22 protein-coding genes are annotated in these 26,001 nt (G+C 70.1%); 14 read left to right on the top strand and 8 right to left on the bottom strand.

Annotated features, from left to right (window positions below; all coding sequences use genetic code 11):
* Positions 1-340 precede the first annotated feature (340 nt).
* Positions 341-1,201, top strand: coding sequence for an alpha/beta hydrolase (locus RT323_RS07885; RefSeq protein ID WP_313406757.1), 861 nt, complete (start codon positions 341-343; stop codon positions 1,199-1,201).
* A gap of 148 nt (positions 1,202-1,349) precedes the next feature.
* Here RT323_RS07885 and RT323_RS07880 read toward each other — a convergent pair whose 3' ends face one another.
* The 4 genes from RT323_RS07880 to RT323_RS07865 form a co-directional block, all read right to left on the bottom strand.
* Positions 1,350-1,622, bottom strand: a complete 273-nt coding sequence (locus RT323_RS07880) for a Rho termination factor N-terminal domain-containing protein (RefSeq protein ID WP_313406754.1) — start codon at positions 1,620-1,622, stop codon at positions 1,350-1,352.
* 59 nt (positions 1,623-1,681) lie between these two features.
* Positions 1,682-2,665: a homoserine O-acetyltransferase gene (locus RT323_RS07875; protein ID WP_313406751.1), complete on the bottom strand. Its 984-nt coding sequence runs from the start codon at positions 2,663-2,665 to the stop codon at positions 1,682-1,684.
* A 4-nt stretch (positions 2,666-2,669) separates the two neighbouring features.
* On the bottom strand, positions 2,670-3,959 hold the full coding sequence (locus tag RT323_RS07870; RefSeq protein WP_313406749.1) for a bifunctional o-acetylhomoserine/o-acetylserine sulfhydrylase: 1,290 nt from the start codon (positions 3,957-3,959) through the stop codon (positions 2,670-2,672).
* Between the two features lie 92 nt (positions 3,960-4,051).
* A complete protein-coding gene (locus tag RT323_RS07865) occupies positions 4,052-5,374 on the bottom strand; it encodes an ATP-dependent 6-phosphofructokinase (RefSeq protein WP_313406747.1) in 1,323 nt (440 codons plus the stop codon).
* Between the two features lie 121 nt (positions 5,375-5,495).
* Here RT323_RS07865 and RT323_RS07860 point away from each other — a divergent pair, with 121 nt between their 5' ends.
* Complete coding sequence (locus RT323_RS07860) at positions 5,496-6,518, top strand: alpha/beta hydrolase fold domain-containing protein (RefSeq protein WP_313406745.1); 1,023 nt, start codon at positions 5,496-5,498, stop codon at positions 6,516-6,518.
* A 90-nt stretch (positions 6,519-6,608) separates the two neighbouring features.
* Here the strand turns inward: RT323_RS07860 and RT323_RS07855 are convergent, their stop codons facing one another.
* Positions 6,609-9,272 carry an Ig-like domain-containing protein gene (locus tag RT323_RS07855; RefSeq protein ID WP_313406742.1) on the bottom strand — a complete coding sequence of 888 codons (2,664 nt, stop codon included), beginning with the start codon at positions 9,270-9,272 and terminating at the stop codon, positions 6,609-6,611.
* Positions 9,273-9,444: 172 nt separating this feature from the next.
* Between RT323_RS07855 and RT323_RS07850 the strand changes: the two genes are divergently transcribed.
* From RT323_RS07850 to RT323_RS07840, 3 genes are all read left to right on the top strand, one after another.
* A complete protein-coding gene (locus RT323_RS07850) occupies positions 9,445-10,047 on the top strand; it encodes a TetR/AcrR family transcriptional regulator (protein WP_313406739.1) in 603 nt (200 codons plus the stop codon).
* Positions 10,044-10,847, top strand: a complete 804-nt coding sequence (locus tag RT323_RS07845; RefSeq protein ID WP_313406738.1) for a TIGR03084 family metal-binding protein — start codon at positions 10,044-10,046, stop codon at positions 10,845-10,847. Before RT323_RS07850 ends, RT323_RS07845 begins: the two co-directional genes overlap by 4 nt.
* Before the next feature lie 264 nt (positions 10,848-11,111).
* Positions 11,112-11,720, top strand: coding sequence for a hypothetical protein (locus RT323_RS07840; protein ID WP_313406736.1), 609 nt, complete (start codon positions 11,112-11,114; stop codon positions 11,718-11,720).
* A 21-nt stretch (positions 11,721-11,741) separates the two neighbouring features.
* On the opposite strand, the gene RT323_RS07835 is transcribed toward RT323_RS07840, so the two are convergent.
* Positions 11,742-12,413, bottom strand: coding sequence for a hypothetical protein (locus RT323_RS07835; RefSeq protein ID WP_313406734.1), 672 nt, complete (start codon positions 12,411-12,413; stop codon positions 11,742-11,744).
* 159 nt (positions 12,414-12,572) lie between these two features.
* Between RT323_RS07835 and RT323_RS07830 the strand changes: the two genes are divergently transcribed.
* From RT323_RS07830 to RT323_RS07790, 9 genes are all read left to right on the top strand, one after another.
* A complete protein-coding gene (locus tag RT323_RS07830; protein WP_313406732.1) occupies positions 12,573-13,328 on the top strand; it encodes a hypothetical protein in 756 nt (251 codons plus the stop codon).
* 88 nt (positions 13,329-13,416) lie between these two features.
* Positions 13,417-15,162 carry an acyclic terpene utilization AtuA family protein gene (locus tag RT323_RS07825; RefSeq protein WP_313406729.1) on the top strand — a complete coding sequence of 582 codons (1,746 nt, stop codon included), beginning with the start codon at positions 13,417-13,419 and terminating at the stop codon, positions 15,160-15,162.
* Positions 15,159-16,316, top strand: coding sequence for an acyl-CoA dehydrogenase family protein (locus tag RT323_RS07820; RefSeq protein WP_313406727.1), 1,158 nt, complete (start codon positions 15,159-15,161; stop codon positions 16,314-16,316). Before RT323_RS07825 ends, RT323_RS07820 begins: the two co-directional genes overlap by 4 nt.
* A gap of 105 nt (positions 16,317-16,421) precedes the next feature.
* Positions 16,422-17,465, top strand: coding sequence for a winged helix DNA-binding domain-containing protein (locus tag RT323_RS07815; protein WP_313406725.1), 1,044 nt, complete (start codon positions 16,422-16,424; stop codon positions 17,463-17,465).
* Positions 17,462-19,063 carry a carboxyl transferase domain-containing protein gene (locus RT323_RS07810; protein ID WP_313406723.1) on the top strand — a complete coding sequence of 534 codons (1,602 nt, stop codon included), beginning with the start codon at positions 17,462-17,464 and terminating at the stop codon, positions 19,061-19,063. The genes RT323_RS07815 and RT323_RS07810 overlap by 4 nt, the downstream gene beginning before the upstream one ends.
* 46 nt (positions 19,064-19,109) lie before the next feature.
* Positions 19,110-21,020, top strand: coding sequence for a biotin carboxylase N-terminal domain-containing protein (locus RT323_RS07805; RefSeq protein WP_313406720.1), 1,911 nt, complete (start codon positions 19,110-19,112; stop codon positions 21,018-21,020).
* Complete coding sequence (locus RT323_RS07800) at positions 21,017-22,183, top strand: acyl-CoA dehydrogenase family protein (protein ID WP_313406719.1); 1,167 nt, start codon at positions 21,017-21,019, stop codon at positions 22,181-22,183. The genes RT323_RS07805 and RT323_RS07800 overlap by 4 nt, the downstream gene beginning before the upstream one ends.
* An 11-nt stretch (positions 22,184-22,194) precedes the next feature.
* Entirely contained in the window at positions 22,195-22,941 is a 747-nt protein-coding gene (locus RT323_RS07795; RefSeq protein ID WP_313406717.1) for an enoyl-CoA hydratase-related protein, read from the top strand.
* A 63-nt stretch (positions 22,942-23,004) separates the two neighbouring features.
* Positions 23,005-23,667: a DUF2510 domain-containing protein gene (locus RT323_RS07790; RefSeq protein ID WP_313406715.1), complete on the top strand. Its 663-nt coding sequence runs from the start codon at positions 23,005-23,007 to the stop codon at positions 23,665-23,667.
* Between the two features lie 51 nt (positions 23,668-23,718).
* On the opposite strand, the gene RT323_RS07785 is transcribed toward RT323_RS07790, so the two are convergent.
* Positions 23,719-24,945: a Fic family protein gene (locus tag RT323_RS07785; protein ID WP_313406712.1), complete on the bottom strand. Its 1,227-nt coding sequence runs from the start codon at positions 24,943-24,945 to the stop codon at positions 23,719-23,721.
* A gap of 191 nt (positions 24,946-25,136) precedes the next feature.
* The gene (locus RT323_RS07780; RefSeq protein ID WP_313406711.1) at positions 25,137-25,937 is read right to left on the bottom strand and encodes a hypothetical protein; all 801 of its coding nucleotides are present in this window, start codon (positions 25,935-25,937) and stop codon (positions 25,137-25,139) included.
* Positions 25,938-26,001 lie beyond the last annotated feature (64 nt).

Below are 26,001 nucleotides of genomic sequence, written 5' to 3'. Positions count from 1 at the left end.
GGGGGTCGCGGTCGCGGTCCCGGTGGTCGCCCGCAGGGTGGTCGCTCGGGCGGCGGCTCGCAGGGTCGCCCGCAGGGCAACCGCAACCGCAGCCGTCGTGGCTCCGGCACCCCGCGGTCGCCGCACACCAGCTCCTGATTGACCAGCAAGGCCCCGACGTGAGACAGATCACGTCGGGGCCTTGACTTTTCTCCGTGGACGATCGCATGGTGAGTGCACCCAACAATCTGCACAGGGTGTGCAGATACACGGATCGGTCGTCATTCGGGGGGCAAGCCGACATGGTTGATGACGCAGCTCGTCCCGACGGTTCGATCCAGGACGTCAGAAGGAGACGAGAATGAAACTGTCCAGGATGATCGCCGTCGCGCTGTCCAGCGTGGCACTGAGCGCGGGAGTGGCGGTCCAGCCGGTCGCCGCCGCCGACAACCCGTACGAGCGGGGCCCGGCGCCCACCAACAGCAGCATCGAGGCCACGCGCGGGCCGTTCGCCGTGAGCACGAAGACGATCTCGTCGTTCGCGGCCCGTGGCTTCGGCGGCGGCACGATCTACTACCCGAGCTCGACCAGCGCCGGCACCTTCGGCGTCGTGGCGATCTCACCCGGCTACACGGCGGCGCAGTCCACGATCTCGTGGCTGGGGCCGCGCATCGCGTCGCAGGGCTTCGTCGTGGTCACGATCGACACGAACTCCCGGCTCGACCAGCCGGCGTCCCGTGGCGACCAGCTGCTGGCCGCGCTCGACCAGACGGTGGCGGACACGACGGTGCGCTCGCGGGTCGACGCGTCGAGGCAGGCCGTGATCGGTCACTCCATGGGAGGCGGCGGCACGCTCGAGGCGGCCAAGGACCGTAGGTCGCTCGAGGCCACGATCGGCCTCACGCCGTGGAACCTCGACAAGTCCTGGCCCGAGGTCGAGGCGGCATCGCTCGTGATCGGCGCCCAGAACGACTCGGTCGCCGCGGTGCGGTCGCACGCGATCCCGTTCTACAGCTCACTGACAAACGCGGAGCGCCGCAGCTACCTCGAGCTGCGTGGAGCGAGTCACTTCGCCCCGAACACCAGCAACACGACGATCGCGAAGTACTCGATCGCCTGGCTCAAGCGGTATGTCGACAACGACACCCGCTACGAGCAGTTCATCAGCCCCGGTCCGAGCCCCTCGGCGCTCAACGGCATCTCGGACTACCGGATCGACTGACACAGGGGTGAAGGGGCCGGCCCGCACCGGGCCGGCCCCTCTCACGCGCCCGACCGGTCCGAGGGAGTGCGATGGCAATGACGGCCACCGCCGGAACGGGTCGGGGTCTTCACCGGATGCACCTCGATCCGGTCCCGAGCCTCATCCGCTACGAATTGCGCAGCGAGTCGATGAGCTCGGACTTCTTCTGGCTCGAGTAGCCGCTCAGGCCAATCTCCTTGGCGCGCTTGCGCAGGTCGGCCACGGTCCAGTCCTCGTACGCGGGCGACGATCCGCCGCGCTTGCCGACGGTCTTCTTGCCGTCGCGCGCCGCGGCGTTCGAGATGCGGGCGGCCTTCGTCTTCGACGCGCCGTCGTCGCGCAGCTCCTCGTAGAGGTCGGGGTTCTTCAGGCTCGAGGGAGCCTTCTGCTTCGGGGCCACGAAATCACCTCTTCCTGACTCCACGACACCACGACTGGGCCGCTTTCGCAGCCCGAGAGTCAGCGGGAGAGCAGATCGTGAGCCAGGGCACCGACCTGGTCGTGCTCGATCAGGAAGCCGTCATGGCCGTGGGGCGACGTCACCACCGCGAGGGGATCGGCGCCCGGGACCAGGTCCGCGATCTGCTGCTGCTGGTACGGCGGGTAGAGCCGGTCGGAGTCGATCGCGGCCACTACGGTGCGTGCCGTGATCGTCCGGAGCGCCGTCTCGATCCCGCCTCGGCCGCGGCCCACGTCGTGGCTGTTCATCGCGTCGCCGAGGGTCACGTACGACCAGCCGTCGAAGCGCTTCTCCAGCTTCTCGCCGTGGTGCTGCAGGTAGGAGGTGACGGCGAATCGGCCGTCGGGCTGGACCTCGCGCCCGAAGCGCTCGGCCAGCTCGGCCTCGCTGCGGTACGTCGTGTGGGCGATGCGCCGGGCCAGCTCGAGGCCGGCGACGGGTCCGGCGGCCCGGATGATGTCGGCCTGGGTGGTGGTCCACGCGATCTGCTCGGCCGAGGCGTACGCGGACGAGGCCAGCAGGAACAGGCGCTCGACCCGCCCGGGGTGCATGATCGCCCACTCGACCGCGCGCATGCCGCCCGCGGATCCGCCGACGACCGCGTGCCACGTCGCGATGCCGAGGTGATCGGCCAGCATCGCCTCGGCGGCGACCTGGTCGCGCACGGTGACGGCGGGGAACCGGCTGCCCCAGACTCGTCCGTCGGAGGCCTCGGACGCGGGCCCGGTCGTGCCCTTGCAGCCGCCGAGGATGTTCGCGGCGACGACGAAGTAGCGGTCGGTGTCGATGCCCAGGCCCGGCCCGACGACGCGGTTCCACCAGCCGTCGGGACCGGCGACGATCGAGTCGCCGGTCAGGGCGTGCAGGACGAGGACCGCGTTGTCACCGGTGAACTCGCCCCAGGTGTCGTACCCGACCTCCAGACGCGGGAGGACCTCGCCCGACTCGAGGGCGAGGTCTCCCAGCGGCTGAATCGTGGTCACGGGACTACTTGGCCGCGCGGAACCCGGCGTCGAGGTCGGCCAGGATGTCGTCGATGCCCTCGAGGCCGACGGCCAGTCGGACCAGCCCGGGGGTGACGCCCGCGGCGGCGTGCTCCTCGGGCGTGCCCTGCGAGTGCGTCGTGCTGGCCGGGTGGATCGCCAACGAGCGGACGTCGCCGATGTTCGCGACGTGACTGTGCAGCTCGAGCGCGTCGATGAAGCGACGGCCCGCTTCGACGCCGCCGGGCAGCTCGAAGGTCAGGACGGCGCCGGAGCCACGCGGCGTGTACTTGTCCGCGAGCTCCTTGTACGGGTTGCCGTCGAGCGAGGCCCACGTGACCGTCGCGACGTCCTCGCGCGCCTGCAGCCACTCGGCCACCTTGCGCGCGTTCTCGACGTGGCGCTCGAGGCGCAGGCTCAGCGTCTCGAGGCCCTGGGCGATGAGGAAGGCATTGAACGGCGCGACGGCGGGGCCGACGTTGCGCAGGTACTGGACGCGCAGCTTGGTGATGTACGCGGCCGGTCCGAGCGCCTCGGCGAACTTCAGGCCGTGGTAGCTGGCGTCGGGCTCGGTGAAGCCGGGGAATTTGTCGCCGTGGGCGGCGTAGTCGAACGTGCCGCCGTCGATCACGACACCGGCGATCGCCGTGCCGTGGCCGCCGATGTACTTGGTCGCCGAGTGGACGACCGTGTCGGCGCCGTGCTTGAGCGGGTTGAGCAGGTACGGCGTCGCGACGGTGTTGTCGACGATGAACGGGACGCCGACCTCCTTCGCGACCGTGCTGATCGCCTCGAGGTCGAGGATGTCGCCCTTCGGGTTGCCGATGGTCTCGCCGAAGAACGCCTTCGTGTTCTCGCGGGCGGCCTCGCGCCATGCGTCGGGGTTGTTGTTGTCCTCGACGAACGAGACCTGGATGCCCAGCTTGGGGAACGTGTGGCGCAGCAGCGAGTCGGTGCCGCCGTAGAGGCTGGCCGATGCGACGATGTGGTCGCCCGCCTCGGCGACGTTGGTCAGCGCGCCCGTCGTGGCGGCCTGGCCCGAGGCGACGAGGAGCGCGCCGACGCCGCCCTCGAGGGCCGCGAGGCGCTCCTCGACGACGCCCTGCGTCGGGTTCATGATCCGGGTGTAGATGTTGCCCGGCTCGGCGAGGCCGAACAGGTCGGCCGCGTGCTGCGTGTCGCGGAACTGGTACGACGTGGTCTGGTAGATCGGCAGCGCCCGCGCGCCCGTGGTGGGGTCGGGCGCCTGACCGGCGTGGATCTGCTTGGTCTCGAACGACCAGTTCTCGCTCATGCGTGCTCCTTCGGCGGGGGTGACTCCCTCCACCGTCCCATCCTTCACACGCGCCTTCCCGGCGTCTCAGGATGCGGACGGCCCGTCCACGCTCAGGACATGGTGAAGGGCTGGGCCGTGGACTCGAGCACCGACAGCCACAGGTCACCGTCGGGGTTGACGCTCTGGGTGTTGCGCACGACCACCGAGATCGGCACGTGCGCGAAGCGGTGGCGGGGGCGCCCGATCACCATGTCGGTGCGCCCGGCCATCGCCGCGTGGACGGCGGCCTGGGCGAGGCGCGTGCAGTAGACGGAGTCGGCGGCGTCGGCCGGGACCGAGCGGATCATGTACCCCGGGTCGAAGTACCGCAGCGTCAGCGGCTCCTCGTGCTCTTTGAAGTCGCGCGCGATCTGGCCGCGCAGGAAGCCCGCGAAGTCGCCCAGCACGGTGTTGCCGCTGGCGTCCGTGCGCCGGCTGGCGGGGATGAGGTCCTGACCCGCGCCCTCGGCCAGGACGATGACGGCGCTGCCGCGCTCCTTCACCCGCTTGCGCAAGGTGGCGAGCAGCCCGTTCTCGCCGTGCAGGGCGAACGGGACCTCGGGGATCAGGACGAAGTCGGCGTCGTGGTTGGCCAGCGCCGAGTAGCAGGCGATGAACCCGGCGTTGCGGCCCATCACCTTGACGACGCCCACGCCGCCGATCGCGGCCTCGACCTCCACACGGGCGCCCTTGATGGACTCGGCCGCCTTCGCGTAGGCGGTCTGGAAGCCGAAGCTGGTGCCGATCAGCGGGATGTCGTTGTCGATCGTCTTGGGGACGCCGACGACCGCGATGGGCAGGTTGCGCTCGAGCGCCTCCTCGGCGATCGCGTGGGCGCCGCGCATCGAGCCGTCGCCGCCGATGACGAAGAGGATGTCGATCTCGCGGTGCACCAGGTTGTCGACGATCTGGGGGATGCTCTGGCTGCCGCGCGACGAGCCCAGGATCGTGCCACCGCGGTCGGTGATCGTCTCGACGACCGAGGGGGTCAGGGTGATCGGGTCCGGCGCCTTGCCCGGGACGAGGCCGGCATAGCCGTTCTTGAATCCCGTGACATCGGTGACGCCGTAGTGCTCGAACAGCTCCAGGACGAGCGCGCGAATGACGTCGTTGAGGCCGGGGCACAGGCCGCCGCACGTGACGATGCCGACCTTCGTGGTGGAAGGGTCGAAGAAGATCTTGCGCCGAGGGCCGCCGGGCTCGAAGGAGGGGACCTCGCTCAGCGGGGTGTCGCCGCGGGCCTCCAGCAGGGACACGGTGTCGTCCAGCAGGACACGGTCCGTCTCGGCGACGTAGTACGCGTTCGTCTTGCGGTTGGCGACGAAGGTCGCCAACGGCGAGTCGTGAGTGCACTCGCCGAGGGTCCGAACCTGCAACTCCTCGAGTGTCAGCACGTTCACAGGCTATCGGAGTGCGGATCCGGCCGAGCCGGAGTCGACCAGCGGGCAGCGGGTGTCGACCTAGACTGGGGATGTGTCCCCAAGTTCGGATTCCGGCCGGAAGCGCGGTCGGCAGATGCGGTCGGTGCACACCGCCGCGACGTTCCACGACACCCCGACGCCCCGGGCCCGCATCGTCGGCCGCGGCGCGAGGATGACCGTCAAGCCGCTGCTGGGGCTCGCTCCCGTCGACGAGCGCACGATCCGTCGCATCAACCGACTGGCCACGCGCGTGGCCCGCGCCGGCTCCGCGGACATCGCCGTGGAGACCGGGGAGATCGGCGGCGTTCCCGGCGAGAGGCTGGAACCCTCCGACGGTCCGACCTCGCAGCTGACCATGCTGTACCTGCACGGTGGCGGCTTCTTCACCGGCAGCATCGCCTCGTACCGCGGTCTGCTCGAGGCGTTCGTGCGCGCGACCGGGGGGACCGTCCACTCGGTGGACTACCGCCAGCTGCCCGACTTCGGTGTGGCCGAGTCGGTGCAGGACGCGATCAGCGCCTACGCCGCCGTGCTGGACCGCGCCGTGGACCCGTCGAAGGTCGTCGTCGCGGGGGACTCCGCCGGTGGCTACCTGACCATGAAGGTGGCCGAGCTGGCTGCGCGGCGAGGACTCCAGGCGCCGGCCGCGCTCATCGGGTTCTCGCCCCTGCTCAGCCTCTTCCCCGATCGCGAGGACAAGAACGTGCTCCGCGTCGACAAGGTGCGCGAGGCCGTGCTGCCGATCCACCGGGTCGCCGCGCTGCGTGAGCTGTGGTTGCCCGAGGGATCCGTCATCGAGGGGTTCGCCGACCCGCTGCACGCGACGGGCCACATCTCCTCGCCGACGCACCTGGTCGCGGTGGAGGACGAGTTCCTGCGGCCCGAGGTCGAGGCCTTCGCGCTGCTGCTGGACGACAAGGGAGTCGAGGTCGACGTGCACCTCTGGCGCGGCCAGGTGCACGCGTTCCCGCTCCTGGCCGGCCGGATCCGGGACGCCGACCTCGCGATCGAGCTGGCCGCCGAGTTCGCCCTGCACCACATCGGCGAGCCGCCGGCCGTCGAGGTCGACGACGCCGCCGCTCGCCCCGAGGTGCTCGAGGGCGAGCTGAGCACCTGACGGTTTCCCCGGTTAAGTAGGTTTCCTGTCACTTCACGAGGGTTGCGACCTTCGTTAAGTGCCAGCTTTCCTACTTAACCGGGGAAACTGTCAGCCCGTGACCTTCACCTTCACGACGTGCAGCTTGCCGCCCTGCGTGTAGCCGAGGTTCCACGAGCGGGTCCCGCTCGTCGTCATCGACATCGTCACGCCGAGGGCCCACGTGTTCCTGCCGGCCTTCTTGAACGGCACCGACCCCCGGTTCGGCTTGCCCGGCGCGGGCGTCGCGTAGACGTAGCTCGCCTTCGCTCCGCGCACGACCAGCGTGTAGGTCTCGAGGTGCTTCACGCGGTAGGTGTCGCCCACCTTCTTCGCACCGCGGATCGTGAAGTCGGCCACGCGGTACGCGACGCGCTTCGTCCGGACGTTGCCGGCGACGTCCGTCGCCTTCGCCGTCACGACGATCTTGCTGCCACGACGCTTGCTCGTCACCTTGCACTTCGCCACCCCCGAGATGGAGTCCTTGGCGATGCACTTCGGACGGGGAGCGTCGAAGTAGCTGCGGCCGGCCTTGACGCCCTTGAGGGCGACCCGCGGCTTGGAGCGGTCCACCTTGACCGCGGCGGTCGCGGTGGCGATGCCGCCGTCGGCGGTGTGGATCGTCCGCGTCACGCTGCTGGCGCCCTGCTTGCCCACCGTGACGGGCTTGGGGCAGGCCGAGACCAGGTCGGCGCCCTTGGTCGCGCAGGTGAACGAGATCGTGACGGGCTTGCGGTACCAGCCGTTGCGCGCCTTCACGCTCGAGCTGACGCGAGCGGTGATGACCGGGTTCGTACGCGCCGTCGACGTGGACGAGGCCTTGAACTCGGTGCTGCCGGCGTACTCGGCCGAGACCGCGCGGTCCTGGTCGTTCGGGACGGCGTGCGAGAGCTTCGCGACGCCACTGTCGAGGGCGGCGGTGCCGACCTTCGTGCCGTCGACGAAGAAGGTCACCTCGCCGGTGGGAGTGCCGGCGCCGGGGGCGACGGGCGCGACCGTGGCGGTCAGCTCCTTCGGCTTCACGGAGACCTTCGTCGTCGTGGCGGCCGCCGCGACGGTCAGCGTGGCCAGGTCCGAGCTGCTGTCGTAGACGTAGTTCGACTCAGGCCACCAGATCGCCTCGACCTGGTGCGCACCGACGCCGAGGTCGAGCTCGGTCGAGGCGCGTCCCAGGCTGTCGTACGCGACGTGGTCGACCACGTCGCCGTCGACGCGGAACTGGACGACCCCGCCGGCCTGGCCGAGCGAGCCGCCGCTGGTGGCGAGCTGCGCCGTCGCCGTGGTGCGCTGGCCGAAGACCGGGTTCGCGGGCGAGAACGTCAGGTCGAGCGAGGTGGTGAAGCCGCTGACGCGGATGTCCTGCTCGGTCGGGTCGGCTGCATGGTGCCCGGAGCCGCCGGCCTGGTCGGCCACGACGGTGCAGGTGCCCGCACGACGGAACGTCACGGTGGAGCCCTGCACGGTGCACTCGTCCTCGGTGGCGGACGAGAAGGTCACGGGGTTGCCGGAGGTGCCGCCGGTCGCGGTGACCGTGTACGTGTCGCCCGGGTGCGGGTCGGTGGGGGCGGTCGAGGTGAAGGTGATCTCCTGCGAGGCCTTCGCGGTGACGGTCAGGGTCGCCGACGCCGTGGAGCCGGCGTAGTTCGTGGCGTCCGCGGGCACGTAGGTGGCCGTGACCTCGAGGGTGCCGATGGCGCCGCCGAGCTCGGGGCTCGTGGCGCGACCGTCGGCGTCAATGTCGACGGGGGAGCCGACGTCGGTGCCGTCGACCGCGAACTGGACCGCGCCGCCGGCGGCGGCCAGCGAGCCGGCCGTGACGCTCACGTCGGCGGTGGCGGTGGCGTGCTGGTCCTCGGAGATGCTCTCGACGTCCAGGGACAGGGAGACGGCGCTGGGGATCGCGCTGACCGTGATGTCCTGGGTGGCGGTCGGGGCGGCGGAGTATCCGGTGCCCCGAGCCTGGTTGGCCGCGATCGTGCAGGTGCCGGGCTTGCCGAACGTGACGGTGGTGCCGTCGATCGTGCAGTGGTCGGTCGTCGTGGACGAGAACGTCACCGGGTTGCCGGACGCGCCACCCGTGGCCGCGACCGTGTGCGTCTGACCCGGATGGGCCGAGCTCGGAACCGAGGACGTGAAGTTGATCGCCTGGGCCTCGTCCGCGACGACGGGGCCCGAGCAGGTGCTGCCGAGTCGGAACGTCGCGGCGATCCCCCGCGGACCGGAGTGCGTTGCACTGAACGCGGCGACGTCCACCGCGAGCCCGACGTACCGGATGGTGTCGAGTTCATAGCTCCACGAGTGAAGCGGCTCGGTGGTCGAGTCGGGCCACATCCACGTCGCCGAGAGCTCCTTGGTCGCCGGATCGACGGTCCACAGCGCGGTCTGACCGGTGTTGGGGAGCAGGGGCTGCAGGAAGGTGTAGGAGGAGGCGACCCCCTTGTTCATGAAGTACGAGTCGATGCTGCCGAAGCTCCTCATCGGGTCTTCCTCGAGCACGAGCTCCTGCCGATCGCCTTCGCCGATCGTGAAGTCGTACGCGAGGGAGGGATCCGTCGTGTACCCCGTGTAGTAGGCGTAGTCGTCAGGTCCGGCGCAGCCGATGACCTCGTCACCGACGATCACCTGGAGGTGGCCTGAGTAGGTCTCGGGTGCGGCCTGGGCCGCGGGGGAGAGGGCGACCGCCGCGCCGCTCATCATGAGCGCGCTGGCGACGACCGAGATCGTGCGATGGAACATGGGGTGACTCTCGGTGAGGAAGAAGGCGAGGCGGGCATGCTCGCGCTTCCAGAAACGCTATGCGTCCCTTCCGTCTCAGAAGGCACTTTTGTGCTCAACTATCACAAATGACTAGACGGTCGTACTTACAAACAGACTTGACTGTTTCTGGCTGCGCGGTCATGCTGTCCGGGTGACGGACACCCCGACCCGCACGCCGCAGCCCGAGCGCACGCGGCTCATGCGGCAGCGCCTCATGGAGGCGACGGTCGAGTCGATCGTGGAGGTCGGCTGGGCCGGCACCTCGACGACCGTGGTGAGCCAGCGCGCCGGCGTCAGCCGCGGTGCACAGCTGCACCACTTCCCCAGCAAGCACGACCTCGTGGTCGGTGCCGTCGAGTACGTGGCGGAACGCCGTCGCGACGAGCTCGACGTCGACACCTCCGCGCTGCCCGAGCAGGGCCGCACGCGCGCCGTCCTCGAGCTGCTGGCGGGTCAGTTCACCTCGCCCGTCTTCGTCGCCGCCCTCGAGCTGTGGGTGGCGGCTCGCACCGACCCCGAGCTGCTCGCCAAGGTCGCGCCGCTCGAGCGCCGCGTCGGTCGCGACGCCCACGCGCACGCCGTGGCACTGCTGGACGTCGACGAGTCGCGCGGCGACAACCGCCAGTTGGTGCAGGCGACCCTCGACCTGCTGCGCGGCCTCGGCCTCGCGGCGACCCTCACCGACGACTCCACCCGCCGGGCCTCGATCCTCGACGCCTGGGCCGACACCCTCGACCGAGAACTGGAACGATGACCACACTCGACACCGTCCTGGACGACCTGGCCGCTGAATCGCTGCAGCTCGACGGGTGGGTCGCCGGGCTCACCCCCGACCAGTGGGGGACCGTCACGACGCCCGAGGGCTGGACCGTCGCGCACCAGGTCGCGCACCTGCACTGGACCGACATCACCTCGACCTACGCGATCAACGACAAGGAAGCGTTCGACGCGCTGATCGTGGCGGCGCTGGAGAACCCCGAGGGCTACATCGACCAGGCGACCGACGAGCTGGCCCAGGAGCCGCCGGAGGCGCTCCTGCCCGCGTGGCGCCAGGGCCGCACGCAGCTCGTCGAGGCGCTGCGCTCGGTGCCGGACGGCAACAAGATCCCGTGGTTCGGCCCGCCGATGAGCCCGGTCTCGATGGTCACCGCGCGCCTCATGGAGACGTGGGCGCACGGCCAGGACGTCGCCGAGGCCCTCGGGATCCAGGTGGCGCGCACGGATCGCGTCAAGCACGTGTGCCACATCGGCGTGCGCACGTTCGCCTTCACGCACATGATGCGCGGCGAGCAGGCTCCCGACGTGCCGGTCCGCGTCGAGCTGACCGCCCCGTCGGGCGAGCTGTGGACGTGGGGCCCCGAGGACGCCGAGCAGCGCGTCACCGGTGACGGCTGGGACTTCGCGCTGCTGGCCACGCGCCGCCGCCATCGCTCCGACGTCGACGTCACCGCCACCGGCTCCGCCGCCGACCACTGGCTCGACATCGTCCAGGCCTTCGCCGGCATGCCCGGTGCCGATCCACTGCCGTTGGCTGAGCGCCAGCCGCTCGGTTGAGGACTGAGGATGGTGCATTCGGGTACCTGAGCGGGGGCAGGTGCATCATCGTGCGTCCCCGGAGCGAAGGAGGACTCATGGCCCTGCGCAGCAAACCTGAAGCGCGCCGCCGCTGGCGCCCTGCTCGTCAATGCCGTGCCGCACGTGTGGCCGGCGCGATCTGTGGCGCTACCCATCCGGATCGGGCTCGATCTGCCGAATTCCGGTGGACAGCGCTCCGCATCTGAGGGCATGCTTCAGCGAGCCAAGAGCACAGGGGGAGCAGTGGACTCAGGACACGAGGAACGCGAACTGACGTCCGGGTTCTCGATCCCGGTGAGCCGGCTGGCCCTCGGTGCCGCCGCGCTGGTCGTGGTGGGCGTCGCCTTCTACGGCGGCGTGGCCTTCGAGAAACAACGGAGCGACGCTGAGCTCGCGACGGTCTCTGAACTCCGTGACGCGTTGGGCGAGAAGGACTCGCCGGACGCCGAGAGGGCGAAGGTGGCCGAACCGCTGGAACTCCAGGTGGACGAGTCCGTCGAGGTCGAAGGTCCGGACGGGAACGTGATGCTGACGCTCGACTCGGTGCAGCTGATCGAGGAGTACCCGGGAGACCGTCGACAGCGCTACATCGAACTCGCCGTGACCATCAGGAACCTCACCGGCAGGCCGACCGTGGTGGCGTCGTTGAACCGGTACTTCGAGGACAATCTGGGCACGAAGCATGAGCCCGTCCTGACCACCTGCACCGAGGGCCGCCAACTGCCGGCCGATCCCGTGCCGGCCGGCCGCTTCGTGCAGGGCTGCGAGAGCATGAGCATCCCCGACGACGCGGGGCGGGTCGTCCTCGACGGCTTCACTCCCGAGTTGTACGTCGAGGTGCCGGCCGCCTGAGCGGCCGGCACCCGATCGCTGCTACTTCTTCGAGTACTTCACCCACGGGGTGAACTTCTTCTTGTAGGGCAGGTGGTCGACGAGTGCGGGCGTGTACTCCACGAACTCGTCGCCGTCGATGTACCCGGACTGGATGGTCCGGACGTTGACGCGCACGTACTTGGGGTGCCAGAGGCAGCCCTTCTTCGGCTTGACCGCGACGGTGACCGTGCCGTTCTCGAGGTCGTACCGCTCGTGCACCGTCTTGCCGCACGTGCCGGGGAACGGGTAGGTCGTCCAGCTCCGTCGGTGCGTCGCCGAGCCCTTGAGGGCACGGAATCCGCCATCGCCGGGGATGCCCACCTCGTCGGCGAACTCGGCTCCGGGCGAGGACGCCTTGGTGTCCAACAGCAGGCGGAACTCGCCGACCGGGCTGGACTCGTCCCAGTCGACCGGGCTCATCCTCACGACGATCCGGACGCCCTTGGCGTTGTTGACGACCTTGACCTGGTGCAGGTCGAGGGCGCTGGCGGCGCCGCCGAGCGGATCGGGTGTGGTGGCCTGCTGGGCCTGGGCGCCCGACGCGCCGGCGAGTAGCCCCACTGCGACGGCTGCGGTCAGCAGCAGCGTGCGGACGGGTGGGCGTCTCGTTGTCGAGGCGTGGTGGTCCCGGTTGCTCGGCAGGGTGTTCTGGGTGGCTCGATACCTGGTCATGGTTCTCTCCAATGTCGTTGACCGTGGTCGCCGATGAAGAGACGGAGGGGAGCGAATCCGTACGCCCGTCGTCGCGGAGCCGAGAACGAGGCTGTCGCCGGGTCGCTCGCGGGTGCACGATGGGTCCATGGAGCACGCCGGGACACCGCAGGAGTAGGCATGACGCCGCCCGAGATCCCGACGCCCGTGCTCCCGTCGTCTGCGCGGATCGCGGCGGTCGTCGTCGGTCTCGCGGTCCTGGCGGTCGGCGGCTTCGCGGTGTTCACGACGGACAACCAGCTGGGGTCGACGGCGCTCGTCGCAGCCGGTGTCGCGATCGCCGGACTGGCGGTGTTCGCGAACCGGATCGAGGCCGTTGAGGCCGGCGGCGTGCGACTCGAGCTGGAGCGGGAGGCGCGAACCGCCCGGATCCAGGCGCAGAGAGCACGGGCGGCGGGCAAGCCCGAACAGGCTCAGCACCTCGAGCGCAAGGCCGAGGGACTGCTCGCGGCGGCGACGATGGTCGGGTCGCGCTACGAGGACCTCGTGGCGACCGAGCCGTCGGGCTGGGACCGGACCTCGAGGATGGAGGGCCTGCTGCGCGAGGCGCGCGCCCTCGACACCGAGATCCTCGGGCCGTCGGACGTGGCCCAGATCTTCGGGACCGGCACCGACGGCAGCCGCATCGCCGCGCTGGCCCTGGCGGAGGCCGACCCGCGCCTGGCGACCGCGGACATGCTGGTCAGCGCCATCGGTGAGAGCCGCTCGAGCTTCGAGCAGTACCACGGCCTGCTCGCGGCCGAGCGATCGCTGAGGCACCTCTCACCGGCCGATCGGTCGCGCGTGCACGCGGCGATCGAAGGCGCGCTCGACGGCCCGCTGGGGGATCGGTCGTCGGACCGGCGGACGGTGGCGCGGCGGATCCTCGGCGCGTGACAGTCGGGGCGCTGCGGCACTACTGGAGCCGCGAGAATAGAAACAAACAGTCTTGACTGTTTCTGTGTCGGCGGTGCACACTCGTCACGTGCGAACACTTCGTGTCGGCAACTGCTCCGGCTTCTACGGCGACCGCCTCTCGGCGATGCGCGAGATGCTCGAGGGCGGCGAGCTGGACTACCTCACCGGTGACTACCTGGCCGAGCTGACGATGCTGATCCTGGGCCGCGACCGGATGAAGGACACCGATCTCGGGTACGCGAAGACCTTCCTCAAGCAGGTCACCGAGAACATGGCGCTGGCAAAGGAGCGTGGGGTCAGGATCGTCGCCAACGCGGGTGGACTGAACCCGACCGGCCTGGCCACAGCGCTGCGAGAGGCGGCCGCGGAGCAGGGCGTCGACGTCACGGTCGCCCACGTCGAGGGCGACGACCTGGTCGCGCGCTCGGCGGAGCTCGGCTTCGGTGACGCACTCACCGCCAACGCCTACCTCGGTGCCTTCGGCATCGCCGAGGCGCTCAAGGCGGGCGCGGACATCGTCGTCACGGGCCGCGTCACCGACGCCTCGGTCGTGGTCGGCCCGGCGATCGCCGAGTTCGGTTGGGGCCGCGAGGACTTCGACCGGCTCGCCGGGGCCGTCGTCGCGGGTCACGTCATCGAGTGCGGTGCGCAGGCCACGGGCGGCAACTTCAGCGGCTTCCGCGACATCGACGTCTCGACGCCGATCGGCTTCCCGATCGCCGAGATCGCCCAGGACGGCGGCGTCGTCATCACCAAGCACGCGAACACCGGCGGCGCGGTGACGGTCGACACCGTCACGGCGCAGCTCGTCTACGAGATCCAGGACGAGCACTACCTGAACCCCGATGTCGTCGTCGACCTCACGACGATCGCGCTGGCGCAGGAGTCCACCGACCGCGTCGCGATCTCCGGCGTGCGTGGCTTCGCCCCGCCGCCCACCACGAAGGTGTGCCTCAACGCGTTCGGCGGCTTCCGCAACAGCGTCGAGTTCGTGCTCACGGGCCTGGACATCGACGAGAAGGCCGCCTGGCTGCGTCGCCAGATCGAGTCCGCCCTCGAGGCGAACCCGCCAGCCGAACTGGTGTGGGACCTGATGCGCACGGATCGCCCCGACCCCACGACCCAGCCGCAGGCCGCCGCGATCCTGCGCTGCCACGTCAAGGACGCTGACCAGAACGTGGTCGGCCGCTCGTTCAGCGGCGCCGCCGTCGAGGTCGGCCTGGCCTCGTACCCGGGGTTCACGCTGACGGCCCCTCCCGGCCGCGGCGCGCCCTACGGCATCTACCGCGCGGCCTACGTGCCGCAGGCCGAGGTCCCGCACGTCGTCGTCCACGCCGACGGCTCCCGGACGGAGATCGAGCCGCCGGCCGTGACGGCCGACCCGCCCGCCCCGGCCCCCGCCCCCCACTTTTGGAACGGGATTACCTCCGAAACGGTCGATCAGGCGGAATCGCGCACCAAAAGTGGGCGCGAGGAGGCGCTGGGCCGTCTCGTCCACGCGCGCTCCGGCGACAAGGGCGGCAACGCCAACGTCGGAGTGTGGATCCCCGCGACGCATCCCCAGCGCCAGAAGGCCTACGCGTGGCTCGAGGGCTTCCTCACCGCTGAGACGGTCAAGCAGCTCCTCCCCGAGGCGGCCGACCTGCGGATCGACGTCCACCCGCTGCCCAACCTGGCCGGCGTCAACGTCCTGATCCACGGACTGCTCGGCGAGGGTGTCGCCTCGTCGACCCGCTTCGATCCGCAGGCCAAGGCCGTCGGCGAGTGGCTCCGTGCCCGCGTCGTCCCCATCCCCGAGGAGCTCCTCGCATGACCACCAGCATCTGGAACACCCCCGAGCGCCAGGCGCTGCGCACCGCGGTCGAGGACTACACGCGCACGCAGATCGCGCCGAACATGGCCGAGTGGGAGGACGCCGGCGAGCTCCCGCGCGAGCTGCACCGCCAGACGGCGAAGGCCGGCTTCCTCGCGATCGGCGCCCCCGAGGAGGTGGGCGGCGACGGCGGCGACATGGTCGACGCGTGCATCGCGGCCGAGGCGATGCTCATCGCGGGCGGCAGCAGCGGCCTGCAGGCCAGCCTGTTCACGCACTCGATCGCGACGCCGCACATCATCGACTCGGGCAACACCGACCTGATCGACCGTTACGTCCGTCCGACGCTGGCCGGCGAGATGATCGGCTCGCTCGGCGTCACCGAGCCCGGCGGCGGGTCCGACGTCGCCAACATCACGACCCGCGCCGTGCGCGACGGCGACCACTTCGTCGTCAACGGCGCCAAGACGTTCATCACCAGCGGCGTGCGAGCCGACTTCGTGACGACGGCCGTCCGCACGGGCGACGCCGGCCACGGCGGCATCAGCCTGCTCGTCATCGACAAGGGCACGCCCGGCTTCACCGTCGGTCGCAGCCTGCGCAAGATGGGCTGGCACTGCTCCGACACCGCCGAGCTCTCGTTCGAGGACGTGCGCGTCCCTGTCGAGAACCTCGTCGGCGACGAGAACGCGGGCTTCTACCTGATCGCGCAGCAGTTCGTCGGTGAGCGGATCAACCTCGCGACGCAGTCCTACGCCACGGCTCAGCGCGCGCTCGACCTCGCCGCCGCGTACGCCCGCGAGCGCGAGACCTTCGGCAAGCCGCTCATCGCGCGGCAGGTCATCCGCCACAAGCTGGTCGAGATGCACTCGCGCACCGCCGCGGCCCGCGCCCTGACCCGCGAGGTCGTCGAGCGCTCCCTCGACACCTCCAAGTCCGACCCGAGCCTGATCCTGGACGCCGTCGTCGCCAAGAACCAGGCCGTCGCGTGCGTCGAGTACGTCGTGAGCGAGGCCGTCCAGATCTTCGGCGGGATGGGCTACATGCGCGAGTCCGAGATCGACCGTCACTACCGCGACGCGCGCATCCTGGGCATCGGAGGCGGCGCGACCGAGGTCATGAAGGACCTCGCCGCGAAGCTGCTGGGGTACTGACGTGAGCCGTCCCTGCCCGCCCGCCCCCAACTTTTGGAACAGCATTACGCCCGGATTCGCTCCGGAGGCGGAATCCCGTTCCAAAAGTTGGGGAGGAGGCCGGCGATGACGTCCGCTCTCGTCCGCGGTGAGCGGATGGCCCGCCAGCGGCTGGTCGGCGAGCCCTTCGGCGACCTCGTGTCCTGCGTCGGCACCCTGGGCGCCGTCCAGTTCCAGGAGTTCGAGGACTCGCTGTGGTCGCTCGCGCGTCGGACGAAGGACCGCCCCAGCCGCGAGGCGATCGCGACCGAGATCGCCGAGGGCCGACTCGTGCGTCATCACGTGCTGCGCCCGACGTGGCACGTCGTCCGTGTCGAGGACCTCGGCTGGATGCTCGACCTGACCGCCGACCGGATCCGGGCGCAGTCGCGACCGCAGCTGCGCTCCGAGGGCCTGCTCGACGACCGCGACCGGCTCGTGGACCTCGTCGGCGAGGTCGTCGACGCAGCCGACGCGCCGTTGACGCGCAAGGAGATCGGCGAGGCGCTGCGCGAGAAGGGCGTCGACCTGAGGGGCCAGGCCCTCGGGCACGTCACGTTCAGCGCCGAGCTCGACAAGGTCGTCACGACCGGCGCCCGTCGTGGCAACTGGGACACCTTCGTCCCCTATGCCTCACGGATCCCGGCCACCGACCTCGACCACGACGAGGCGCTCGTACGGCTCGCCACGATGTACCTCGCCGGGCACGCGCCCGCGACCGCCCACGACTTCGCCTGGTGGGCCGGCCTCACGGTCACCGACGCCAAGCGGGCGTTCGCACTGGCCGAGGTCGACGAGATCGCACCGGTCTCCTCCGACGGCACGACGTTCGTCCTGAGCCTGTTCGACGAGCTCGTCATCGCCTACCAGGACCGCTCCGCGTACGAGGTGCCGATCGCCTCGGGCGGCACGATCGACGTCTGGGGCGGGAACCTCGCCCTGCTCGACGGTGTCGTCGCCGCCACGTGGCGGCGCAAGAAGTCCCAGCGCAAGGCCGGCCCGCTCCTGCTGGAGCTCACGCCGGTACGGCCCCTCTCGTCAGCGGACCGCGACCGGATCGACGCCGACGCGGCCGCCTTCATCGACCACCTCGACACCCCCGTAGACCTGCAGTGGAAGGACGCTCCATGAGTGCAGCCCGGACCGCCGTCGACCCGACGTCGGCGACGTACTCCCAGAACCGCGAGGCGATGCTCGAACGCGTCGACGACCTCGCGCAGCAGCACGCCAAGGCGCTGGAGGGAGGGGGACAGAAGTACGTCGATCGCCACCATGGCCGCGGCAAGCTGACCGCGCGCGAGCGCATCGAGCTGCTGCTCGACCCCGACTCCCCGTTCCTCGAGCTGGGTGCGCTGGCCGGGTGGGGCACCGACTTCAACGTCGGCGGCTCGATCATCACGGGCATCGGCGTCGTCGAGGGCGTCGAGTGCATGGTCATCGCCAACGACCCGACCGTGAAGGGTGGCTCGTCCAACCCGGTCACGGTCAAGAAGGGCTTCCGCGCGGCCCAGATCGCCGCCGAGAACCGCCTGCCCACGATCAACCTCGTCGAGTCCGGAGGAGCAGACCTGCCGACGCAGAAGGACATCTTCATCCCCGGCGGCGCCAGCTTCAAGAACATCACCCAGGCCAGCGAGGACCGTCGTCCCACGGTCGCGCTGGTCTTCGGCAACTCCACCGCCGGCGGGGCGTACGTGCCCGGCATGAGCGACTACGTCGTCATGGTCGACGGGGGAGCGAAGGTCTTCCTCGGCGGTCCGCCACTGGTGAAGATGGCCACGGGCGAGGAGTCCGACGACGAGTCGCTCGGCGGCGCGCAGATGCACGCCAAGACCTCGGGTCTGGCCGACTACCTGGCCGTCGACGAGCGCGACGCGATCCGCCTCGGCCGCCAGATCATGCGCCGCATCAACTGGCGCAAGGCCGGCCCCACGCCGAAGGCGAGCTACAGCGAGCCGCTGCTGCCCACCGAGGACCTGCTGGGCATCGTCCCGACTGACCTCAAGGTGCCGTTCGACCCGCGCGAGGTCATCGCGCGCCTCGTCGACGGCAGCGAGTTCGACGAGTTCAAGCCGCTCTACGGCCAGAGCCTCGTCACCGGCTTCGCCCAGCTGCACGGGCACCCGATCGGCATCCTGGCCAACGCGCAGGGCGTGCTGTTCAGCCAGGAGGCCCAGAAGGCCGCGCAGTTCATCCAGCTGGCCAACCAGATCGACACGCCGCTGCTGTTCCTGCACAACACGACCGGGTACATGGTCGGCGCGGAGTACGAGCAGGGCGGCATCATCAAGCACGGCGCCCAGATGATCAACGCCGTCTCCAACAGCAAGGTCCCGCACATCTCGATCGTGATGGGCTCCTCGTACGGGGCGGGTCATTACGGGATGAGCGGCCGCGCCTACGACCCGCGCTTCATGTTCAGTTGGGTCGGAGCCAAGTCGGCCGTCATGGGCCCGGCGCAGCTGGCCGGCGTCATGGAGATCGTCGCCCGCCAGTCCGCGGAGTCGAAGGGACAGGTGTTCGACGCCGAAGGCTTCCAGGGCATCAAGGACCTCGTCGAGCAGCAGATCGAGGAGCAGTCGCTCGCCTACTTCACGAGCGGCATGGGCTACGACGACGGCGTCATCGACCCGCGTGACACCCGCACGATCCTGGGCATCTGCCTGTCCGCCATCGCCAACGCGCCGGTCGAGGGTGCCCGCGGCGGTTACGGGGTGTTCCGCCTGTGAGCGCCTTCACCGCCCGCCACCTCGACCAACGAACTGGAGTCCCCGCATGACCATCCGCAGAGTCCTGGTCGCCAACCGTGGCGAGATCGCCCGCCGCGTGTTCCGCACGTGCCGCGACCTCGGCATCGAGACCGTCGCCGTCCACTCGGACGCCGACGCCGGCATGCCCTTCGTGGCTGAGGCCGACCTCGCCGTCCGGCTGCCCGGCAGCGCCCCGTCCGAGACGTACCTGCGTGCCGACCTGGTGATCGACGCGGCTCGCCGCACGGGCGCCGACGCGGTGCACCCCGGGTACGGCTTCCTGTCCGAGAACGCCGACTTCGCCCGCGAGGTCGAGAAGGCCGGACTCACGTGGATCGGTCCCAGCCCGGAGTCCATCGACGAGATGGGCAGCAAGATCCGCGCCAAGGAGATCATGGGCGCCGCCGGCGTCCCGATCCTCTCGGTCGACGTGGACGCCGTGACCGACGCCGACCTCCCACTCCTGGTCAAGGCCAGCGCGGGCGGCGGCGGACGCGGCATGCGCGTCGTCGAGCGCCTCGAGGACCTCGAGGGCGAGCTGGAGAAGGCGCGCGCCGAGGCGGCCTCCGCCTTCGGTGACGGCACCGTCTTCGTCGAGCCCTACCTCCCGCGGGCCCGCCACGTCGAGGTGCAGGTCCTGGCTGACACGCACGGCACCGTCTGGGCGGTCGGCGACCGTGACTGCTCGATCCAGCGACGTCACCAGAAGGTCGTCGAGGAGGCGCCCGCCCCGAACCTGTCCGAGCAGGCCCGCACGACGCTGCACACCGCGGCGCGCGCGGCCGCCGAGGCCGTCGACTACCGCGGTGCCGGCACGGTCGAGTTCCTCGTGGACGGCGACCGGGTGTTCTTCCTCGAGATGAACACGCGCCTGCAGGTCGAGCACCCCGTCACCGAGATGGTGCACGGCATCGACCTGGTCGCAGCACAGATCGCGATCGCCGAGGGCAAGCCGCTCGAGGGCGAGGTCGGCGAGCCGCAGGGTCACGCCGTCGAGGTCCGCCTGTACGCGGAGGACCCGTCGGACGACTGGGCGCCGCAGACCGGCACGATCCGTGCGTTCGAGTTCCCCGACGGCGTCCGTGTGGACTCGGCCGTCGAGGTCGGCAGCACCGTCGGCATCCACTACGACGCGATGATCGCCAAGGTCATCGCCCACGGCCCGGACCGGACCACGGCGCTGCGCACCCTCGTCGACGCGCTGCGCCGGGCGAGGATCCACGGCGTCACGACCAACCGGTCGGCCCTGCGCCAGATCCTCGAGGCCCAGCAGGTACAGGACGCCGACTTGTGGACCTCGATGCTGGAGGAGCACGGGTCGCAGTGGCTGCGCGCCACCGAGATCGATCCGTTCGCGCCGGTCGCGGCCGCCCTGGCGGAGGCCACGGTGACCGCCGCGTCCTCGCCCGTGCTGAACCGCATCCCCGCCGGCTACCGCAACGTCCCGAGCCAGCCGCACGTGCGCGAGTACGACGGCGTGGAGCCGGTCCGGTACCGCAGCCAGGGCGGCCGGCTCACCGTCGACGGGGTCACGGTCGTCTCGATCGACGCCGGCGGTGAGACCGTCCGGGTCCAGCTCGAGACCGAAGGGGTGACCCGCCGCTACGCCGTCGCGCTCGGTGACGACGTCGTCGACGTCGACGGCCCAGAGGGCTCGGTCAGCCTCCGCACCGTGCCGCGGTTCGTCGACCCGGCCGATGTCGTGGCCGAGGGCTCGCTGCTGGCGCCCATGCCGGCCGCGGTCACCGATGTGAAGGTCGCCGACGGCGACCGTGTCTCCAAGGGCGACGCCGTCGTCGTTCTCGAGGCCATGAAGATGCAGCACACCATCACGGCGCCGGCCGACGGCGTCGTCAGCGGCCTGGCCGTGACCGTGGGACAGCAGGTGGAGGCCGGAGCGGTCCTCGCCGTCATCGAGGAGGAAGCAGGAGCATGACCAACAACTTCATCGAGTCCGAGGAGCGTCGCGAGCTGCGCAAGGCGGTCGCCGCCCTGGGCGCCAAGTACGGCGAGCACTACTTCTACGACGCCGCCAAGTCCGGCCGCAAGACGGCCGAGCTGTGGTCCGAGGCCGGCAAGCTCGGCTACCTCGGCGTCTCGATCCCCGAGGAGTACGGCGGAGGCGGCGGCGACATCGGCGACCTGGCCGCGGTGTGCGAGGAGCTGGCGATCGCCGGCTGCCCGCTGCTGCTCATGGTCGTCTCGCCGGCGATCGTCGGCACCGTCATCGCCCAGTACGGCACCGAGGAGCAGAAGCAGCGCTGGCTGCCCGGCCTGGCCGACGGCACCGCGACGTACGCGTTCAGCATCACCGAGCCCGACGCCGGGTCGAACTCGCACAACCTCGTCACCACGGCCACGAAGGCCGAGGACGGCAGCTGGATCATCAAGGGCGGCAAGACGTACATCTCGGGCGTCGACGAGGCCAGCCACGTGCTCGTCGTCGGCCGCACCGCCGACGCGAGGAACGGCAAGCTCAAGCCGGCGCTGTTCATGGTGCCGACCGATGCCGAGGGCTTCACCGCCCAGGAGATCGACATGGGCGTCATCAGTCCCGAGAAGCAGTTCACGCTGTTCTTCGACGACGTCCGCGTGCCGGCCGATGCCTTGGTCGGCAGCGAGGACGCCGGCCTCGAGCAGCTCTTCGCGGGGCTGAACCCCGAGCGCATCATGGCCACCGCGATGGGCACCGGCACGGCGCGCTGGGCCCTGAACAAGGCCGTCGCGTACGCCAAGGAGCGTGAGGTCTGGGGCAAGCCGATCGGCACTCACCAAGCGGTGGCGCACCCGCTGGCGCAGCTGCACATCGACATCGAGATGACGCGCCTGCTGGGCCAGAAGGCCGCCGCGCTGTACGCGGCGGGCGACCTGATGGGAGCGGGCGAGGCCGCCAACATGGCCAAGGTCGCCGCCGGTGACGCGGCCGCGAAGTCGGTCGACACGGCGATCCAGACGCATGGCGGCAACGGACTGGCGAACGAGTACGGTCTCGTCCAGGCACTGGCCGCCTCGCGGCTGTCGAACATCGCCCCGGTCAGCAAGCAGATGGCGCTCAACTTCGTGGCGCAGTTCTCGCTCGGCCTGCCGAAATCGTATTGAGAGGGAAGGTCATGACGGAACTCGTCCACCTGGACGTCGCGGACGGCGTCGCGACGATCACGCTCGACAGCGAGCACAACCGCAACGCGCTGAGCCGCCAGCTGGTCACCGAGCTGCGTGACCACCTGGCGGCGGCGGAGACCGACGCCGACGCGAAGGTCGTCGTGCTGCGGTCGGCGCATCGCGTGTTCTGCTCGGGAGCCGACCTCTCCGAGGCGGCCGAGGGTGGCATGGAGGAGGGCGCGCAGGCGCTCGTCGACCTGCAACGGGTCATCGCCGTCAGCGCCAAGCCGGTCATCGTCGTGCTCGCCGGCCCGGTTCGCGCAGGCGGCCTCGGCCTGGTCGGTGCGGCCGACATCGTGCTGGCGGCGGAGTCGGTGACGTTCGCGCTGACCGAGGTCCGCCTCGCCCTCGCGCCGGCCGTCATCAGCCTGTCGTTGCTGCCGCGCCTGGCGCCGCGAGCGGCCTCGGACGTCTTCCTGACGGGTCGCAAGTTCGACGCCGCCGAGGCGGCCGGGATCGGCCTGGTCACGCGGGTCGTCGCCGACGACTCGCTGGACGAAGCGCTGGCCGAGGTCCTGGCCGAGCTCGCGAAGGGCTACCCGCAGGGCTTCCGCGAGACGAAGGCGCTGCTCAACCACGACCTCGTCGAGCGGCTCGACCGGCTCGGACCCGAGATCGCCGCCCAGTCGGCGCGACTCTTCGGCAGCGACGAGGCGCGCGAGGCGATGCTCGCCTTCCTTTCGCGCGGTCGCTGACCTGCACGTGAGATCGCTCGTTTCGACGGTCGATCAGACGAGGCAAACCTAGAGTGGTCTGTCATGGACGCGGTATCGGCTGGATGGCATCCGGCGCCCGGTGACCCCACGCAGCTCCGCTACTGGGACGGCGCGCAGTGGACTGACCATTTCGCTCCCGCGGGCAACGCGCAGACGGGCAAGTCTCCTCAACTCGGCGACATGAGCATGCCTACGTTGTGGGAGGGATGGGGCAAGCCGATCGCCGGGATCGGAGGAGGCAAGTACCGGTTGACAGCGCACTACCTCTACTTCGAGCGCGGAACGCTCAGGACCGACTCCCAGCAGGTGCCAGTCTCAGCGCTCCACGACGTGGACGTGCGGCAGAGCTTCGCGCAGAAGGCGCGAGGCGTCGGCACCATCGTCCTGCACATCAATCGTGGCAGTCACATGGAACTCGTCCAGTTGGTCGACGTGCCGAACTTCCGGGAAGGCCAGCACGCAATCAACGCGGCTGCGTATGAGGCGCGCATGGCGATCCAGGAGCGGAAGAACACGAGCACGATCCGCTACGAGGGCGTGCCGCCGACGGGGGGTTCAGTCGCCGCTCCGGCATCGCCGGCCGTCGCCGCGGACGGACCCGACTTCATCGGGCAACTGGAGCAGTTGGCGAAGCTGCGGGACAACGGCATCCTCACGGACGCGGAGTTCGCTGACAAGAAGGCCGACATCCTACGCCGGATGTGATCGGGGCCGCCTCGTCGCGACTTCGCGAGAGCCGCCCGGCGTCCCACGGGGTCAACGGATCCTCGGACTCCGCCGTGCGCGCTCGCCGAATCCGTCCAGGGCCTCGAGAACCTCGGTCGCCTGCCAGACGAGGTTCCTCTTGCGGCCCGCGCCGTGGACGGATCGCGGTGTGGAGAGGATTCCGGCGTCGTGGAGTTGGTGCAGCGCGTTGTCTGCCGCGGGCTGGGTGACCTCCATCGTCACCTGGATGAGCTTCGAGGTGACCGATGGTTGGCGAAGCAGGAAGGGAAGGATGCGCCACGCCACCGCGTCCCTGCGGGCGCGTAGCTTCGCCGACCACTGGTCGTGGATGGCTTTCAGGTCGCCGGCGAGCTCCTCCCCGTTGGCGACGGCGGCGAACGCGGCCCGGCTGAACTCCGCGACGATCGGGTTGGGGTCGCCGCTCCGGTAGGCAGTGAGCGCCGCGTAGTAGGCGTCGGTGTCGGAGAGCAGGCCGGCGGAGACCGGCACCGTCGTGCGAGTCGTGGCGCCACCTTGGCGGAGCAGGACATGTACGAGGGCTCGCCCGGCGCGGCCGTTTCCGTCGTTGAACGGATGGATCGTCTCGAACTGCGCGTGCGCGATGGCAGCCTGAGCCACCAGCGGGAGGTCGGTCCGGCGACAGAACGCGCACAGATCGCTGATCGCTGTGCCGATTCTCGACGCCTGCGGCGGCACGAACTCGGCTCGATGCGGTGAATAGTCGGTCCCGCCGATCCACACCTGCTGGTCGCGGAATCGGCCCGGTGCGGCCGTGTCTTGGCCGTGCATGAGGGACTCGTGGATCGACAGGAGGTGCTCGGCAGTCAGCGGACCCGACACCTCGAGTGCCCGATTCATCGCTGCGACGTTCGCCTGGACGAGGCTGGCATTGGAACCGAACTTGGCCAGTCCGACGTCTGCGAGAGAGAGCGCTTTGGCGCCGACGGTGATGTTCTCGATCTGCGAGGACGACGCGGACTCCGTGCGTAGCAGGACGGCCGCGAGCGGCGCGAACTCGCCATCGAAGAGGGATGCCAGGTGTGCGTCGAATCGGGTGACCGCAGCTCGCGCGTCCTCCGCCCGTGCTGCAACATCACGCGTGAGCGGCAGGTCCGCAGTCTCGATGATGGCTGGGACGGCCGCGCGATACGGGCGACCGACGACGGCGGTGCGCTGCCGATCGAGCGCGGGTGGGGGAGTCCTCGGGGACCAGACGACGTCTTCCCAGTCGAGGACGAGTGCGTTGGTGGTGGCCATGCTGATCCTTCTCGCCGGGGACTCATACATAAGGATAAGCGATGATCCTTATGTATGACCAGAGTCGGCGGAGACCTCCTGGGCACCTTGCCCCTCGTCGCAACGACGCGGTCCTCGCCACGCCTCGGACGTCGAGGTGTGGCAAGGACCGCGTGAGCACGCCCGAGGTCAGGGCGTTCGTCGTCTGGCGATCAGAAGCCGAGCGACGGCGCCGGCAGCGCGTTCACCGTGCAGTGCGCCAGCGGCGACACGACGGCGATCCGGCCGTTCACGGACCCGAACGCGAACAGCCGCGTGTCGCGCAGCGAGGCGCGGAACGGCTGGGGCGCCTGACCGGCCGTCAGCTCGAGCGAGGTCTCGCGGGGATCGGTCTCCGACCCCAGCTGGTAGTCCGAGGCCATGAGGGCCAGGACCGTACCCGACGGGGTCCCGCCGTCGACGACGCCGGCAGTCGACTTGAAGATGTCACACACGCCGGCCGTGTTGAAGTAGGTTCCGGTGTTCTCGAACGTGATGGCCTTGGGGTAGGTCGTGCCCGCGATCGTGGCCGGACCCTTCACCGCACCGTCGCCCTCGGTCTGCGACGGCTGGACGGTGAGGTCGAGCCAGCGCCAGCCGACGTAGCCGCGACGCGAGCTGACGCCCGCGCGTGCCTTCTTCGACTTGGGGGCGACGACGCGCAGGTACTGCTGGCCGGCGGTGGCGACCTTGACCTTCGTCGCGTAGCGGCCCACCTTGTTGGTGCGGACCTTCCGGACGTTGGTCCACTTCCCGGCGCCGACCTTGCGCTGGACCACCAGGCGCTTCTTCGCGGCCTTGGGTCCCTTGACCCGACCGACGACGGTGATGTTCTGGTGGACGTCGGCGGAGGTCTTGCCGATCTTGATCGAGACCTTGTAGACGGGCTTCTTGGCGGCCTCGGCGGCAGTGGCGGGCGCGATCGAGGCGATCAGGCCGACGACGGCAGCGACGGCGATGGTGCGTAGACGCATGGAACAGCTTCTCCTTGGGGTCGAACGGTGGGTGACCGCAGTGTTTCGACGCTCATCGCGACGT

Origin of the sequence: Aeromicrobium sp., from assembly GCF_032084975.1 — a bacterium.
GTDB lineage: Bacteria > Actinomycetota > Actinomycetes > Propionibacteriales > Nocardioidaceae > Aeromicrobium.
This window is presented reverse-complemented; position numbering and strand designations above follow the sequence as displayed.

Excerpts from the sequence above, each read along its gene's own strand:
- RT323_RS07860 (WP_313406745.1), top strand. The coding sequence starts at position 5,496 with ATGCGGTCGGTGCACACCGCCGCGACGTTCCACGACACCCCGACGCCC.
- RT323_RS07805 (WP_313406720.1), top strand. The coding sequence starts at position 19,110 with ATGACCATCCGCAGAGTCCTGGTCGCCAACCGTGGCGAGATCGCCCGC.
- RT323_RS07800 (WP_313406719.1), top strand. The coding sequence starts at position 21,017 with ATGACCAACAACTTCATCGAGTCCGAGGAGCGTCGCGAGCTGCGCAAG.
- RT323_RS07785 (WP_313406712.1), bottom strand. The coding sequence starts at position 24,945 with ATGGCCACCACCAACGCACTCGTCCTCGACTGGGAAGACGTCGTCTGG.
- RT323_RS07870 (WP_313406749.1), bottom strand. The coding sequence starts at position 3,959 with ATGAGCGAGAACTGGTCGTTCGAGACCAAGCAGATCCACGCCGGTCAG.
- RT323_RS07790 (WP_313406715.1), top strand. The coding sequence starts at position 23,005 with ATGGACGCGGTATCGGCTGGATGGCATCCGGCGCCCGGTGACCCCACG.
- RT323_RS07820 (WP_313406727.1), top strand. The coding sequence starts at position 15,159 with ATGACCACCAGCATCTGGAACACCCCCGAGCGCCAGGCGCTGCGCACC.
- RT323_RS07780 (WP_313406711.1), bottom strand. The coding sequence starts at position 25,937 with ATGCGTCTACGCACCATCGCCGTCGCTGCCGTCGTCGGCCTGATCGCC.
- RT323_RS07855 (WP_313406742.1), bottom strand. The coding sequence starts at position 9,272 with ATGTTCCATCGCACGATCTCGGTCGTCGCCAGCGCGCTCATGATGAGC.
- RT323_RS07795 (WP_313406717.1), top strand. The coding sequence starts at position 22,195 with ATGACGGAACTCGTCCACCTGGACGTCGCGGACGGCGTCGCGACGATC.
- RT323_RS07815 (WP_313406725.1), top strand. The coding sequence starts at position 16,422 with ATGACGTCCGCTCTCGTCCGCGGTGAGCGGATGGCCCGCCAGCGGCTG.
- RT323_RS07830 (WP_313406732.1), top strand. The coding sequence starts at position 12,573 with ATGACGCCGCCCGAGATCCCGACGCCCGTGCTCCCGTCGTCTGCGCGG.
- RT323_RS07810 (WP_313406723.1), top strand. The coding sequence starts at position 17,462 with ATGAGTGCAGCCCGGACCGCCGTCGACCCGACGTCGGCGACGTACTCC.
- RT323_RS07845 (WP_313406738.1), top strand. The coding sequence starts at position 10,044 with ATGACCACACTCGACACCGTCCTGGACGACCTGGCCGCTGAATCGCTG.
- RT323_RS07835 (WP_313406734.1), bottom strand. The coding sequence starts at position 12,413 with ATGACCAGGTATCGAGCCACCCAGAACACCCTGCCGAGCAACCGGGAC.
- RT323_RS07885 (WP_313406757.1), top strand. The coding sequence starts at position 341 with ATGAAACTGTCCAGGATGATCGCCGTCGCGCTGTCCAGCGTGGCACTG.